Genomic DNA, 15,024 nt, shown 5'->3' on the forward strand with positions numbered 1-15,024 from the left:
GCGGCCTTCGCCGGAGCGGACGTATGGCTCAGATCAAACTCTTCGGTTACGCCAGCAAGATCTCGACCAAGCCTGGCGAGACCATCGACATCCACGTTTCAGCCGACGGCGCGACCGAAGCCGAGGCCAAGCTCGTCCGCCTCATCCATGGCGACGAACATCCGGACGGTCCGGGTTTCATGGAGGAAGAGGTCGCGTGCGAGGCCGACGGCCGGTGGGCCGTGCGAAAGCAGTACACCCAGGTCGGCTCCTACCTCGAGGTCGCCGACCCCGACGCGAAGCTCGCGCTCGACGGTCCGATCACGCTGTTTGCGTTCACCTATGTCGGGCTGCCGGAAGCGGGTTTGCGCCAATGCCTCCTCGGGCGTTGGAATAACGACAAGAATTTCGGTTATTGCCTCGGCGTCAACCAGCGCGGGCATTTCGAGTTCTGGGTCGGCCAGGGGTCGGAAGTAGACTACGTCCAGGCCGAAGCTCCGATCGTCGCGAAGATCTGGTACTTCGTCGCCGCGACCTACGATCCCGCGACGGGCCGCGCGACCATCCACCAGGAAAGCGTCGCCAACCGCTACAACAGCCTGCTCGGCCGCGTCTGCCCGATCGACTACCGGTCGCACGTCTCGGAGCGGTTCCGCTTCAAGCCGAAGCATCTGGCCGACACTCCGTTCCTGCTGGCCGGGTCGCGCGACTTCCATGAGACGCGCGGCCATTTCGTGTCCGAGACGTTCTGCGGGAAGATCGACCGTCCGGGCGTCTACAATCGGGCGCTGTCGCGCGACGAGCTCGACGCCATCAGAGGCGGCGCGGCGCCGAAGCCTGACGGTCTCACAGCCTACTGGGACACAACCGCCGGATACACGGACCGCGGGATCGGCGACGAAGTGATCGACGTCGGTCCGCACGGGCTGAACGCCCGTGGCCACAACCGTCCAGTCCGCGCCCAGACCGGGTGGAACTGGAGCGGCCGCAACGACTGCTTCCGCCTCGCGCCGGAAGAGTATGGCGGGGTCGAATTCCATTACGACCAAGTCGTGGACAGCAATTGGGACGTGACCCGCAGCGTCAAGCTGCCGGACGATCTGCGCAGCGGCTGCTACGCGATCCGTCTCCGGGCCGGGCCGGGCGTCGGGCTGTCGGAGGAGTACGTCGTCTTTTTCGTCCGGCCGAAGACGCCCAAGGGCAAGGTCGCGCTGATCTTCCCGACCGCGAGCTACCTCGCTTACGCCAACGAGCATCTCAGCTTCGACGCCGACATCATCCAGCCGATGACCGGGCAGCCGCCGATCGTCTCGGAGATCGACGTCGAGATGTACAAGAACTGGGAGTTCGGCATGTCGACCTATGACAGTTGGGCCGACGGCAACGGCGTCTGTTACTCGTCCTACCGCCGGCCGATCCTCAACATGCGCCCCAAGCACCGCATGTCGAGCATGGGTGTCACCTGGGCGTTTCCGGCCGACCTTTCGATCCTCGCCTGGCTTGAGCACAAGGGCTACGACTACGACGTCATGACCGACGAGGACGTCCACATCGACGGTCTCGACGCGATGAAGCCTTACGCCTGCGTCCTGACCGGCACCCATCCCGAGTATTATTCGGAGCGGATGCTCGACGCGACAGAGGACTACATCGAGGGCGGCGGGCGCTTCATCTACATGGGCGGCAACGGGCTCTACTGGAACGTCGCGTTCCGGGAGGAGGAACCGTGGGTCATGGAGGTGCGCAAGCTCGACTCCGGCATGCGCGCCTGGGCGGCGCGGCCGGGCGAGCACTATCTCGCGACCACGGGCCAGAAGAGCGGCCTGTGGAAGAATCTGGGCCGGCCGCCGCAGAAGACCGTCGGCGTGGGCTTCATCGGCGAAGGCTTTGAGACGAGCCGCCCCTATCGCCGGATGCCCGACAGCTATCACCGCACGGTGTCGTGGATGATGGAGGGAATCGAGGGCGAGATCATCGGCGATTTCGGGCTCGCCTACGGCGGCGCGGCCGGTCTCGAGCTCGATCGCTACGACCTGCGCTACGGCACCCCGCCCCACGCGCGCATCATCGCCTCATCGGGAGGCCACAGCGACAACTACATGCTGTCGATCGAGGAGATCCTATATCCCTACCCCGGGCTGGCGGGCTCACAGGACTATCGGTTGCGATCCGACCTCGTCTATTTCACCGCGCCGAACGACGGGGCCGTCTTCTCGACCGGCTCGATCGCGTTCGGCCAGGCCCTGCCCTGCGCGAACTTCGACAACAACGTCTCGAAGCTCCTCGCCAACCTCGTCGACGCCTTCATCAAACCCGGCCGCCTGCCAGGCTCGCTGTGGGTGAGCGAAGAGAAACAGTGGAAGTGACGCGAGTTGAGCGACGGAAAGCCTCGACGCTCCATGGAGAATGCTTGCGGCTGCCCCGTTTAGCCAAAGGCCCGTTACTTTCGTGCGCGACCCCTAGGCAAATGGAGGGTCGTCGCGAAGCGGGCTCTCTGAAGGTCAGCTAAGGGTCACAACCAGCTGTTGGCTTGTCCGGTGTCATATCCTAGACCCCTTCGCACGTGATCGCGGTGCGGGGGAAGTAGACGTACAAGGTTGTGCGACTGACATCTAAGCGTTCTGCTATCTCCGCAGCAGAAATAGTAGGCGTCTCGGCGCGGAGCATCGCCAGATGGTTCGCTTATCGGCTCGATCGGATCCTCGTGACGCCTGGCCAAGGAGCCATCGCGAAAGTATCCCCAGCGTACCCTGAAGCGGAGCCGCTGCGAGTAACCAATGCTAAGTGTAAGAAAGTATGGCGCACCCGAGAGGATTCGAACCTCTGACCTCTGCCTTCGGAGGGCAGCGCTCTATCCAGCTGAGCTACGGGTGCATGAGCTGGCGGGGAAACTAGCGGATCGCTCGGGCCGGGGCAATCGGGGTTTCGGGTTCAGCGTCACGCGCGGCGGAGCGATAGGTCGGAGACGCTGGCGAGTCTCGGGCGCGCCGAGCGGACGTGATGTGGACGGCGCGTGGACGCGCCTGCCTCTTCAAGCGTCGCGTTAAATCGCCTCGATCTCTCGTTTAGCCTGACTTCCCGATGCGATCGAGGCGACAAAAAGTAAGCACACCGTCTCGATCGTCCTCAAGCGCCCTATCGCAAGCGAGTATCACATCGTTCAAATCACCGTCACGCAGGGCAACGGCGATCATCGGGTGCGCCGCGATCCGTCCCGCTGCGCCACAAATGGCGACGCTCATAGCCGATGACACTCCATGCTGTTGGAGAAAGTGCCTCTTGGAACCGGGGATCATGCGCCTTGTTGATCCGTTAATCGATCTGAGCGGGTAGCTCAGCGCTTGTCGGGCAATTGCGAGAGTAATGATCCCGGCAATAGTGTCAGAGTTCATTGCCTTGGTCGCTACCGACGTTGGCCACCTGATGAGGTAATTATCGCTGTCAAAAATCGCCTCCAATACAGAAAGCAAGTTGGCGGCTCTGTCTTCAGAGCTTGCGATGAGCAATTCCAAAGCGTCGTCAATTGTTTGCTCGATCGAGCTTTGCTGTCCGGTTTCGATAAGGCGTGTTATTTTTTCGTAGGCTTTTTCCGAAATCTCAATTTTCATCCGCTCAGCCCGCATCGATCGCGACGCCCCGCGCTACCGCCGCCAACCTTAACCGCGACCGCACCTCTGGGCTCGCAGGCGCGATCATATAGCCGGTCTCGAGGTCGCCGATCATGACCGAGTCCTCGCGTAGTTTCACAAGCCATTGGTAGCCGACCAGCGCGCAGATCACAGCGTCCAGCCTGTCCTGGTCGGCTTTTCTCGGCCTATCGAGGGATGCAGCCTTCTCGGCCCAGTGGGCCATGCCCGCTAGCCCCTCGACCAGCGCGAAGCGCTGGACGGCCGCTAAGACGCTCTGCCAGTGCTCAAGCCTAAACGTCTTGCGGCGGTCGGGATTGTATCGCGGTCCGAGCTTGTAGCCGTAATAGGCCGCCTCGAGCGTCGGCAGCGCCATGGCGGGGAAGACCTCGATCAGGAACAGGCCGGAGGTTGCGGCGCGGGCGCCTTCGGGATCCTCCGTCGCGCCGAGCGCCTCCTTGAAGCGCCAGATGGGCGCGGCGTCGTCGAATATGCGAATCTTCGAGCGGTTTGCGGGCTGAACGCCGCCGCCGAGCCATGAGATCAGCGAGCCCGCGACGCGGTCCACCGGCCTGCAACTTAATGCGTTGGGGCACGATGGTCGGCTGATCGAGCGCGACCAGACACCGGACGCTGTGGCGCTGCTCTTCGCGGATGAACTCGAGCGCATGAGCGAAGGACGCAAGCTGCGGCTCGATGAATTCTGGATGCCCGCCTTTCGTCAGCCGGATCGAACAGACGGCGCCGGGCGCTGTGGGCTTGTCGACCCAGGCCGAGTCGAAGCCGATAATGCTCTTCGTCGCTGCCGTCACGTGTCGCCTCTCCGCACTACCCGCCTCGCCTGGTCCCTTCTAGCATCCCGCGCGAACTGCATTAATTGAATCGGGTAGCGCAGCATGCTGACGGGCGAACTCAGGTCCAAGATCGACGCCGTCTGGAATGCGTTCTGGTCGGGAGGCATCGCCAATCCGCTCGAGGTGATCGAGCAGATCACCTACCTCCTGTTCATCCGCGGGCTCGACGACCAGCAGATCCTCGCAGAGAACAAGGCGACCCGGCTGAGGCAGCCGATCGAGCGCGTGATCTTCCCTGAAGGCCATGACGACATCGGCAAGGCCGGCGGGCTGCCTTACGAGGAGATGCGCTGGTCGCGTTTCCGCAACAAGGCGCCGGCGCAGATGTTCGAGATCGTTGCCGACCACGTCTTCCCCTTCATCCGCTCTATGACGGACGCGGACACGGCGCACGCCGCCCACATGAAGGGCGCGCGCTTCACGATCCCGACGCCGGGGCTGTTGGCGAAGGTGGTCGACCTTCTCGCCGACATCCCGATGGAGGACCGCGACACCAAGGGCGACCTCTACGAATACATGCTCTCGAAGATCGCGAGCGCCGGGCAGAACGGTCAGTTCCGCACGCCGCGGCACATCATCGAGCTGATGGTCGAGATGACGGCTCCAGGGCCGAAGGACGTCATCTGCGACCCAGCCTCGGGCACCTGCGGCTTCCTCGTCGGCGCTGGCGAGTATCTGCGCGAGAACCACCCCGAAATCTTCCGCGATGAGGCGCTGCGGCAGCACTTCCACGAGGGGATGTTCCACGGCTTCGACTTCGACGGCACGATGCTGCGCATCGGCTCGATGAACATGCTGCTGCATGGCGTCGAGAAGCCGGACATCCGCTACAAGGACTCTTTGGCCGAGGAACACGGCGGCGACAGCGACCGCTATTCGCTCGTGCTCGCCAACCCGCCCTTCGCCGGCTCGCTCGACTACGAAACGACGGCCAAGGACCTGCAGAAGATCGTCAAGACGAAGAAGACCGAGCTGCTGTTCCTCGCGCTGTTCCTGAAGCTGCTGAAGCCCGGGGGGCGCGCGGCGGTCATCGTGCCGGACGGCGTGCTGTTCGGCTCCTCCACGGCGCACAAGGCGATCCGAAAGATGCTGGTGGAGGACCACCGGCTCGACGGGATCGTGAAGCTGCCGTCGGGCGTGTTTCGCCCTTACGCAGGAGTCTCGACCGCGATCCTGCTGTTCACCAAGACGGACTCGGGCGGCACGGATTTCGTGTGGTTCTACGACTTGCGCGCCGACTGCTTTTCGCTCGACGACAAGCGCACGCCGCTGCTGCCAGCAGAGAAGCAGGGCGTGAACCCCGGCTACGAGGATGGGCGCAAGACCTTCGTCAGCCTGACGCTAAGCGAGGAGGAGCAGGCGAAGAACAACCTGCCCGACGCCGCCGCGCGCTGGGCGGAGCGGACGGGCGCTGAGCGCGAGCGCGCCCGCACCGAGCAGAGCTTTTGCGTGCCGAAGGCCGAGATCGCCGCCGCGGACTACGACCTCTCGCTCAACCGCTACAAGGAGGTGGTGCACGCGGCCTCAGAGCACCGCCCGCCGAAGGAAATCATCGCGGAGCTGAAGGCGCTGGAGGCGGAGATATCGGCAGGGCTGGATGAGCTGGAGGCGATGCTGTGAGTGCGAGAACCGCGCGGCTTGGCGACATCTGCGAAATCAATCCTCGGGCCCCGAAGTCTCTCCGAGATAATGCGCTTGTCTCGTTTCTTTCAATGTCATCGGTCTCTGAGGATGGCTTTGTTGATGAGGAGCAAGAGCGCGCAGCTGGCGAGGTCAGGAAGGGCTACTCGTTCTTCGAACGCGGGGACATCTTGGTCGCGAAGATTACGCCTTGCTTCGAGAATGGGAAGGCGACACGGACAAGCTCGCTCAGGCACCCCGTAGGCTTTGGATCGACCGAATTTCATGTGCTTCGGGCGTCGAACGAAGTGTTGCCAGACTACGTCTTCCATACGGTGTGGAACTCCTCGTTCCGTGAGGTCGGGGCGAAGAATATGACAGGCAGCGCCGGTCAGAAGCGCGTGCCGACAGACTTCATTCGGCGCCTTGAAATCCCCCTCCCGCCGCTCGATGAGCAGCGGCGGATCGCGGCGATTCTGGACAAGGCGGACGCACTGCGCCGGAACCGCAAGCGCACGCTGGAGTTGCTCGACGGGCTGACGCAGTCGATCTTTCTGGAGATGTTTGGAGACCCGTTCGAACTACAAGATGTTATCTCGCATGGATCCGAAAAACGCGTCCCTCTATCGGAGGTTACATCACGCATAACTTACGGTTTTACGCAGCCGATGAGCCACCATGACACCGGTATACCGATCTTAACAGCCAAAAACGTTCGAATGGGCTCGCTCGACATCGAAAACGTTCACTTCGCGAGCGAAGAGGAATTTGAGCAGCTCTCAGCGAAATCTAAGCCCGATCCTGGAGATTTGCTGGTTACCAAGGATGGGACTATCGGAAGAGCTGCCCTGTTCGACAACAGTATGCCTGTCTGCATAAATCAGTCAATAGCACTGGTTAAACCAAACAGAGCACTCATTAGCCCTGTCTATTTGCTTTATTACATTCTCTCAGGGCCTGTTCAATTGCGCATCGAAGGCATGAAAAAAGGCAACGCTATGCCTCATCTGCAAATCACTGAATTTGCCCGGTTCCCAATTGCAATGGCACCCATGGATAAGCAGCAACAATTCGAAAGACGTGTGGCAGCGGCCGCGTCGCAGCGCTCTCGCAATCAACGATCTTTGACAGAACTCGATGCTGCGTTCTCATCCCTCCAGCACCGTGCCTTCGCCGGCCAGCTCTAGCCATGCCCGACGAGGTGGCTGGCAGCGACTGGACGGATGCGGAAGTCGACCTGATCGTCGCCGACTATTTCGATATGCATTGCAGGTGGCTGCGCGGAGATCCGTTCGTGAAAGCGCACCGGCACTTCGCGCTGGAACAACTCACGGGACGGAGCGCGAAGTCCGTCGAACGCAAGCACCAGAATATTAGCGCCGTGTTGGTGCGCCTCGGCATGCCTTGGATCCAAGGATATGCGCCGACACCGCACTTCCAGCGCACTCTGATCGACGGCGTCGAGCGCTTTCTCGCCGAACGGCCGGCGCTTTTCGAAAGCCCGGTCGCAGCCGTCGCGCCGACCGGGCTGGCCGAACCGGAAGGTCTGTTCTTCGAGGCGCCGCCGACGCCGGGCTTCGATCCAACGCCTGCGCCGCTTGAGCGGATCGTGAAAAAATTTGATCCCGCGCTGAGGGACGCGCGCAACCGGGCGCTCGGCCGGCGGGGCGAGGAACGCATCTTCCTTCACGAGCAGTCGAGCTTGCGCGCCGCCGGCCGGGGCCGATCTCGCGCGCGCCGTGCGTTGGGTGTCCGAGGAAGACGGCGACGGCGCCGGCTACGACATCCGGTCCTTCGACCTTGCGGGGCGCGAGCGGCTGATCGAGGTCAAGACGACGGTCGGGCAGAGCACGACTCCGTTCTTCCTCTCCGAGAGCGAGCGCGCCTTCACCGAGGAACGGCCGGACGCTTTCCGCATCGCGCGGCTCTACGACTTCGCGCGCCAGCCCCGCGCCTTCGAACTCGCGCCGCCGCTGGACAAATGCATGATGCTGCGCCCGGCGACGTGCGGGCCGAGTTTTAGCCATGGCGCGATCTGCAACTTGCGATTTCAGCGAACGCCGGGCAGCCTGACGCCGCATGTCGAACTTCGCCTTCCTCCTCCCCGAATTTCCCCACGTCCACGAGGCGGCGGCCGAGGCAGAGAAGCAGGCTGCGGCGTCGCCCACCGCGGCCGCCTTCTTCGCCGGCAAGGCAGTCGAGGTCGCGGTCAAATGGGCGTTCCGCAACGACCCGGGCCTGACGCTGCCCTATCAGGACAACATCGCGGCGCTGCTCGCCGAACCGAGCTTCAAGCGGCTCGCGGGACAAGCGGTCTATGAGAAGGCGCGGCTGATCAACCGGCTGCGCAACCGCGCAGTGCATGAGGAGAAGACGGTCTCCGGCGCGGACGCCGCGGGCGCCGTGAAGGAGCTGTTCCACGTCTGCTTCTGGCTCGCGCGCACCTATGCGCGCGGCAAGCGCCCCGCGGACGGGCTCGCCTTCGACGCCGGGGCGCTGACCCGCAAGGACGACGTCGTCAAACGCGCCTTCGCGCACATCCAGCAGCAGCAGAAGGACCTCGAGGCGAAAGACGGCGAACTAACCAAGCTGCTCGCGAGCCGGACGGAGCTCGACGATGAGCTGACGCGTCTCCGCGCGGAGGTGGCAGCGGCGAAGAAGGCCAACGCGGCGGTTCCCGACACACACGACTACAAGGAAGCCGAGACCCGCGATCGCTTCATCGACCTGCTGCTGAAGGAGGCCGGCTGGACGCTGGACAAGCCGGAGGACGTCGAGTTCGAGGTGGCGGGAATGCCGTCGGCCAGCGGCGTCGGCCGCGTCGACTACGTGCTGTGGGGGTTTGACGGCAGGCCGCTCGGGCTGGTCGAGGCCAAGGCGACCAAGCACAGCGCGCAGAAGGGCCAGCAACAGGCGAAGCTCTACGCTGACGCGCTGGAGGCGCGCTTCGGCCAGCGGCCGGTCATTTTCCTTTCCAACGGCTACGAGCACTGGATTTGGGACGATCTGCGCTATCCGCCGCGCGAGATCGGCGGCTTCTACAAGCGCGACGAGCTGGAGCTCGCGATCCAGCGGCGCACGAGCCGCAAGACGCTCGCTGAGACCAAGCTGAACCTCAAGATCGCCGGCCGCCCCTACCAGCAGCGCGCCATCCGCGCGATGGCGAAGAGCTTCGAGGAGCATTCCGAGCGCAAGGGCCTGCTCGTCATGGCGACGGGCTCGGGCAAGACCCGCACCGTTATCGCGCTGGTCGACCTCCTGATGCGCGCCGGCTGGGTGAAGCGGGTGCTGTTCCTCGCCGACCGGACGGCGCTGGTCAAACAGGCGGTCAACGCCTTCAAAGCGCATCTGCCGGACTCCGCGCCGGTCAACCTCGTGACCGAGAAGACGACCGAGGGCCGCGTCTTCTTCTCGACCTATCCCACGATGATGAACCTGATCGACGGCAAGGCGCAGGGGCAGCGCGCCTTCGGACCCGGCCATTTCGACCTCGTGGTGATCGATGAGGCTCACCGCTCCGTCTACCAGCGCTACCGCGCGATATTCGAGTATTTCGACAGCTTTCTTGTTGGCCTGACCGCGACGCCGCGCGAGGACGTCGACCACGACACCTACGCCCTGTTCGACCTCGAGGACGGCGTGCCGACCGACGCCTACTCGCTCGACGAGGCGGTGCGCGACGGCCATCTCGTGCCGCCCGAGGCGATCTCTGTCCCGCTCAAGATCATCCGCTCAGGGCTCCGCTACGACGACCTCTCCGACGAGGAGAAGGACCAGTGGGACATGCTGGAATGGGGCGAGGACGAGATTCCCGACAGCGTAGAAGCCGCCGAGATCAACAAGCGTCTTTTCAACGAGGACACGGTCGACCAGGTCATCGCGCACTTCATGGAGAAGGGCGTGAAGGTCGAGGGCGGCGACCGGCTAGGCAAGACGATCGTGTTCGCCAAGAACCAGGCGCACGCCGAATTCATCGAGAAGCGCTTCAACGCCGCTTACCCTGAGCATAAGGGCCATTTCGCGCGCGTTGTGACCTACAAGACAGACTACGCGCAGAGCCTGATCGACGACTTCTCGGAGAAGGCGAAGGCGCCGCACATCGCGATCTCTGTGGACATGCTCGACACCGGCATAGACGTGCCCGAGGTGGTGAATCTTGTCTTCTTCAAGGCGGTGCGATCGAAGACCAAGTTCTGGCAGATGATGGGTCGCGGCACCCGCCTCTGCCCGGATCTGTTCGGCCCGGGCGACGACAAGTCGTTCTTTCGCGTGTTCGACTACTGCGCAAACCTCGAATTCTTCGGCGCCGACCCGGAGATGAAGGACCCCGGCTCTGCGGCCTCTCTTTCCGAGCGGCTGTTCGCGGCGCGGCTCGATCTGGTGCGGGCGCTGGATGAGAAACGCGTGAAGGTCGACGGCATGGCCGAGGAGCCGGCGCCCTATGACGCTGGCGAGGGGGCGCCGCCGACTGAGGAGGAGGTCCGCGCCGACGCGGTCGCACAGCTGCGCGAGACCATCGCCGGTATGAACCTCGACAACTTCGTCGTGCGTCAGCGCCGGCGGACGGTGGAGAAGTATCTCAGGCTCGACGCGTGGATCTCGATCGACGCCGAGGCTCGCGAGGAGCTCGTCGATCAGGTCGCGCCGTTGCCGACCGCCAAACGGCACGGAACGGAAGAGGTGAAGCGTTTCGACCTGCTGATGTTCCATATCGAGCTCGCGCTGCTGAGGGGCTCGAAGCGGTTCGCGGCGCTCAAGACGCAGTTGCTCGAAATCGGCTCCGCGCTTGAGGAACAGACCGCCATCCCCGGCATCGCCGCGCAGGCCGTGCTAATCGAGGAGATCCAGACCGATGCGTGGTGGGAGGGCGTAACCGTCCCTCTGCTCGAACTGGCGCGGGTGCGCCTGCGCGACCTGATCCAGCACATCGAAAAACAGAAGCGGAGGATCGTCTACTCCGATTTCGCCGACGAGATCGGCGAGGGCGTCGAGCACGACCTGCCGCAGGTCGGCGAGGTCGACTTTCTGCGCTTCAAGGCAAAGGCCCGCGCCTTCCTCAAGAAGCACGAGGACCACATCGCCCTGCACAAGCTCCGTCAGGGCAAGCCGTTGACCACGACCGACCTCGGCGAGCTCGAGGCCATGCTGCTCAACGCCGGGATCGGAGACGCCGACGCAATCGAGCGGGCGCGTGCGACGAGTTCAGGTTTCGGCGGCTTCGTGCGCTCGCTGGTAGGCCTCGAGCGCCAAGCTGTTCAACAGGCGTTCGCCGAGTTCATCGCGGACGGCTCGGCCTCTAACGAGCAGATCGAGTTCATCGGCCTTGTGGTCGATCACCTGACCGAGCGCGGCGCTATGGAGCCGGGGCTACTCTACGAAAGCCCCTTCACCGACGTTGCGCCCCAGGGACCGGACCAGGTGTTTGATAGTCCCCGTATCGACCGGCTGTTCAGGGTGATCGAGGAGTTGAACCAGAGCGCCGTAGCTTGAGATCGGTCAGATCCAAGTATGGGGCGGTTTCGCGGCGCGAAGACAGGTCGGTGAGGTTCGGCAAACTATCCTTGGTCAGCTTGATGTTTTTTCTTATGTCGAAATCGTTCAGTTTCTACCGATACGCTTGTCCAGGCCTCGATCCGCGGTCGACGTTTTTTGACTGCGAATCTCCGGAAATCGGTCAACTTTCTCCCTACTCTGCAATAACCAAAATACAACCACCGCAACCAATCCAAGGATGGCTCAGGGACGCCGCGACCCCATGCTCGACCGCGTTGGTAGATGCGAGAATTTTCTAGGACTTCGGTCTTGGGGGTGCGCGGCCAGCCCCGGCTGGCAGTCGGTAGCGCCCTGTAGATGCATCTACAGGGCCGAACGCAATCTGACCGATCGCTTGAGATGATACTCAGTTGCGCCGTTGCGATAACCCACGGAACGGATGGTGACCGTCGAGGCGCTCAGAGGCTCGCTGGCGGCCATCGGGTCGTGCGACCAACATGGGCGGCGCTGGACCTAGGAATGGAGCCAGCGAGGCCCGCTGACTCAGCGGGCGCCTTGTCGGCCGCACTCGCAAAGCGCTAGAGGCCGCGCTTCTTCCAATTAGCGTCATGTTCCAGACGCTGTGGCGCTTCCGGATGCGCCAGGCGCGGTGAAGGGTGTCCAGATCCCGATCTCCTCGAGCGTCTTCACCTGCCCCAACATTTTGCGCACCGCCTGGCGCTCGCTCTCGGTGCTCGTTCGGTTGTTCATGGCGTCAGCGATAGCTTGCAGGCTGGTGGGCGCGTTGGTCGCGCGCAGCATCTCGCGGACTCTCCAGGCCGTCGTATAGTCGAGCTCCCGCCCCGCCATTCGACGGAGTCGCCTATCACTCGCGGGCGCTGCGGCTACGGCCCTCCGAAGAGCAATCACGCGGCCCTCAGCTTCGGCCTCGATTTGAGCTCGAGCGGCCGGACTGAGCGGCCGGAGCGCCGGAGCGGGTTTCTTGACGAGGTTGCGGGCGCGCTCGTCGCGCTTTCGCTCCGCTGGCGTTTTGGGCGCTGGGCGTAGGGCTTTCGCCTTGTCCCGCTCGCGCTTCGTGCGTTCAGCTCGTTTTCGCTGCCATTCACGGCCGATGGCCAATGTCTGCTCGCGGGCTGACGGGGGTGGAGGCGGGCTGCTGATGTCGAACTCGGCGGCCAAGTTCTTGAACGCCGGGTCGTGCTCCAGATGCCACTTAACCGCATCCTCAAGATCCTGATCAACGAGCTGCTTCTGCTCGTCGGCGTGGGGTTCGGTAGCGGGATTAGCCGCCGTGGGCCGGGGATGTTCGGAATTTGAGGTCATGCTCGTCCTTCGAGATGCGCCGCGTATGCGTTGCCGACGATCAGCGCAAGCGTGACTAATGCTGTGGAGCGAAGGCGCGAGCATGGCGCGGGCAACCTCTGGACAGTTCTGGGCTAGCTCGATTTACCCTCCACAGTGGCGTCACGAACTCACCAAGAAAGAAAGAAAGAAAGAGAAGAGAAGAAAGAAAGAAAGAAAGTATAAGATTGAGATCCGGGCCGGGATATGGCGGTGCTCACCACCTGCATCCAAACACCTCCGGCTCGCGCCTGCGGCGCTTCGCAAGGAAGAGCCTCGCTGCGCTCGGCGCGCGGCTGCGCCGCGCCTCGTCTGGGTATCGTTGGGCCGGGAATGAGGATGGACTACACACACTCTGTCCCGGCTCGAGGTCGCCTTTCTCCTGCACCCCTGCTTCCGGCTTCTTTCAGCATCTTCTCAAACATCAGACCGCGGCTTTGATGAGACGTTCCGGTTCATCAACGGCGCGGGCGTAGGTAGGATGCCTGTTGCTGGCTCAGGGAGCCGTAGGCGGCCTTTGTGGCTCGCCGGCGCCCCGTGCGCCTTCCAGCGGCGTTGCCCGTCACAGCGCTTCTAAGGCCGCCTAGCGCGGGACGTCGCATTTATACCTCCGGCGCCGTCGAATCGGATATGGGGCTGCTTCCGAGATCATTGTAGACGTATCAACGTGGCGAAGCGCGATAGGGCCTACTTCGAACGCCGGCTCAGACGCGACCATCCCACGATCTACAGGGATCTGCTCGACGGCAAATATGCCAGCGTTCGCGAAGCCTCGATCGCCGCCGGCCTGCAGAAGGATCGATCCACGCTGCAAGTGATGAAGTCTCAATGGGGGAAAGCGACAACTGCGGAGAAGGCCGACTTTCTGAAGTGGGCCCGCGGCGTGACCCGAACGGCGCCTAGCTCCACGGCGCCGATGCCTCTGCTCGACAAGGACCGGAAGCTTCTGCCGGCCGCTGCGGCGAGGATCGAGCACATACAGACCGTGCTGGGTATGAAGATGGGGAAGCTCATGGCTCTCATGGGTTTTAAGCCGCTGAACGCGGCTCTTGGTCTCGCCTTGCGGACTGGCAGTCGGGTCAACCTTGATCTCGAGGCGGCTTTGAAGAAGCTGCTGGCCGATAATGCCCATCTGTAGATGTGTCTACCCTAGCCGCGACACCAGATCGTCGGCGCGTAGATGCGTATACCTCGCCAGCATCCGAAGCTCCTTGTGTCCGGAAATCGTAGATACCTCTACGACGTTGAAGCCGCGTTCGAACAGCCGGGTCACTGCCTCATGGCGGAGGTCATGAAAATGCAAATCGGGCACGCTGGCCCGGCCTCGTAGGTGGTCCCACGCCTGGAACACCGCTGTCTCGGACACCGGAAAAACACCTTCCCCTCGCGGGGATCGTCACTCGACGTCATCGCAGCCACGGCGCGGCTCGACAGCGGCACGTCCTGAGGCTCGCCGTTCTTGGTGACCGGCACATGGGCGACCCGACGATCGAGGTCGACGTGCTCCCACATCAGGTTCACGATCTCGCCGCGGCGCATGGCGGTCTCGATTGCGAAGATGATGATGGACCGCATATGCGGATTGCGGCCCTTGTCGGCCGCATCCAGCAGCTTCTGCTCCTCGCCGGCCCGCAGCCGCCTATTGCGGCCCTTCGGCGCTACAGGCCGACGAACGAGCTTCACCGGGTTCGCATAGATCACGATGTTCCACTCTTTGATCGCGATGTCGATCGCGCAAGAAGTCAGAAGCCCTCGCCTTCGGGCGGAAGGTCTGGCAGGACATTCTGAGTGCGTCACCCGCGACGACGATCCTCTCTTTTGGCAAAGACGTCGCGCCGCACATAATGGCCTTAGACGGCGGCGAGAGAACGGGCACGGTGAACGCCGGATGGGGAGATCAGACGATCGACATCTACACGCTGCCGCGTGGCCGAACGCTTTTATCGCTGCCGCATCTCTCGCGATTTGCACTCTTTCACCGGAGGCAGTCTGAGGCAGCCTTCGTTGACGCGCTGACACGCGCTCGAAGCTAGTTTTCGATGCCGGATGTGGAAGGAATATGGACGCTGGCGCGATCCACAGCGCGGATCGATCTCGGGGTGTTTACACTT

Annotated in this window: 10 protein-coding genes, 1 tRNA gene and 2 pseudogenes; 6 read left to right on the top strand and 7 right to left on the bottom strand. The window is 63.1% G+C overall.

Annotated features, from left to right (window positions below):
• Nucleotides 1-23: 23 nt before the first annotated feature.
• On the top strand, nucleotides 24-2,345 hold the full coding sequence (locus EYR15_RS03660; protein WP_131001489.1) for a N,N-dimethylformamidase beta subunit family domain-containing protein: 2,322 nt from the start codon (nucleotides 24-26) through the stop codon (nucleotides 2,343-2,345).
• Between the two features lie 181 nt (nucleotides 2,346-2,526).
• Here EYR15_RS03660 and EYR15_RS17340 read toward each other — a convergent pair whose 3' ends face one another.
• From EYR15_RS17340 to EYR15_RS03680, 4 genes and pseudogenes are all read right to left on the bottom strand, one after another.
• On the bottom strand, nucleotides 2,527-2,646 hold the full coding sequence (locus EYR15_RS17340) for a helix-turn-helix domain-containing protein (RefSeq protein ID WP_131001490.1): 120 nt from the start codon (nucleotides 2,644-2,646) through the stop codon (nucleotides 2,527-2,529).
• Between the two features lie 130 nt (nucleotides 2,647-2,776).
• Nucleotides 2,777-2,853: transfer RNA gene (locus tag EYR15_RS03670), tRNA-Arg, on the bottom strand.
• Between the two features lie 191 nt (nucleotides 2,854-3,044).
• Nucleotides 3,045-3,587: a hypothetical protein gene (locus EYR15_RS03675; protein ID WP_131001491.1), complete on the bottom strand. Its 543-nt coding sequence runs from the start codon at nucleotides 3,585-3,587 to the stop codon at nucleotides 3,045-3,047.
• Between the two features lie 4 nt (nucleotides 3,588-3,591).
• Nucleotides 3,592-4,417: pseudogene (locus tag EYR15_RS03680) on the bottom strand (DUF429 domain-containing protein).
• 84 nt (nucleotides 4,418-4,501) lie between these two features.
• Between EYR15_RS03680 and EYR15_RS03685 the strand changes: the two are divergent.
• The gene (locus EYR15_RS03685) at nucleotides 4,502-6,079 is read left to right on the top strand and encodes a type I restriction-modification system subunit M (RefSeq protein ID WP_131001492.1); all 1,578 of its coding nucleotides are present in this window, start codon (nucleotides 4,502-4,504) and stop codon (nucleotides 6,077-6,079) included.
• Nucleotides 6,076-7,266: a restriction endonuclease subunit S gene (locus EYR15_RS03690; RefSeq protein ID WP_131001493.1), complete on the top strand. Its 1,191-nt coding sequence runs from the start codon at nucleotides 6,076-6,078 to the stop codon at nucleotides 7,264-7,266. The genes EYR15_RS03685 and EYR15_RS03690 overlap by 4 nt, the downstream gene beginning before the upstream one ends.
• Here EYR15_RS03690 and EYR15_RS17120 read toward each other — a convergent pair.
• Complete coding sequence (locus EYR15_RS17120) at nucleotides 7,263-7,769, bottom strand: hypothetical protein (protein WP_245498123.1); 507 nt, start codon at nucleotides 7,767-7,769, stop codon at nucleotides 7,263-7,265. The two genes, EYR15_RS03690 and EYR15_RS17120, sit on opposite strands and share 4 nt — an antisense overlap.
• A gap of 58 nt (nucleotides 7,770-7,827) precedes the next feature.
• Between EYR15_RS17120 and EYR15_RS17125 the strand changes: the two genes are divergently transcribed.
• On the top strand, nucleotides 7,828-8,400 hold the full coding sequence (locus EYR15_RS17125) for a protein NO VEIN domain-containing protein (protein WP_245498139.1): 573 nt from the start codon (nucleotides 7,828-7,830) through the stop codon (nucleotides 8,398-8,400).
• 82 nt (nucleotides 8,401-8,482) lie between these two features.
• Nucleotides 8,483-11,569, top strand: coding sequence for a type I restriction endonuclease subunit R (locus tag EYR15_RS03700; RefSeq protein WP_245498140.1), 3,087 nt, complete (start codon nucleotides 8,483-8,485; stop codon nucleotides 11,567-11,569).
• Nucleotides 11,570-12,178: 609 nt separating this feature from the next.
• Here EYR15_RS03700 and EYR15_RS03705 read toward each other — a convergent pair.
• On the bottom strand, nucleotides 12,179-12,895 hold the full coding sequence (locus EYR15_RS03705; protein ID WP_131001495.1) for a hypothetical protein: 717 nt from the start codon (nucleotides 12,893-12,895) through the stop codon (nucleotides 12,179-12,181).
• Nucleotides 12,896-13,580: 685 nt separating this feature from the next.
• Between EYR15_RS03705 and EYR15_RS03710 the strand changes: the two genes are divergently transcribed.
• A complete protein-coding gene (locus tag EYR15_RS03710) occupies nucleotides 13,581-14,051 on the top strand; it encodes a hypothetical protein (protein ID WP_131001496.1) in 471 nt (156 codons plus the stop codon).
• A gap of 6 nt (nucleotides 14,052-14,057) precedes the next feature.
• On the opposite strand, the pseudogene EYR15_RS17345 reads toward EYR15_RS03710, so the two are convergent.
• Nucleotides 14,058-14,932: pseudogene (locus EYR15_RS17345) on the bottom strand (site-specific integrase).
• Nucleotides 14,933-15,024: the final 92 nt, after the last annotated feature.

The organism is Hansschlegelia quercus (genome assembly GCF_004310425.1).
Lineage (GTDB): Bacteria > Pseudomonadota > Alphaproteobacteria > Rhizobiales > Methylopilaceae > Methylopila > Methylopila quercus.

Coding starts and splice junctions, on each gene's coding strand:
- EYR15_RS03705 (WP_131001495.1), bottom strand. CDS start 12,895: ATGACCTCAAATTCCGAACATCCCCGGCCCACGGCGGCTAATCCCGCT.
- EYR15_RS03685 (WP_131001492.1), top strand. CDS start 4,502: ATGCTGACGGGCGAACTCAGGTCCAAGATCGACGCCGTCTGGAATGCG.
- EYR15_RS03675 (WP_131001491.1), bottom strand. CDS start 3,587: ATGAAAATTGAGATTTCGGAAAAAGCCTACGAAAAAATAACACGCCTT.
- EYR15_RS17340 (WP_131001490.1), bottom strand. CDS start 2,646: ATGCTCCGCGCCGAGACGCCTACTATTTCTGCTGCGGAGATAGCAGAA.
- EYR15_RS03660 (WP_131001489.1), top strand. CDS start 24: ATGGCTCAGATCAAACTCTTCGGTTACGCCAGCAAGATCTCGACCAAG.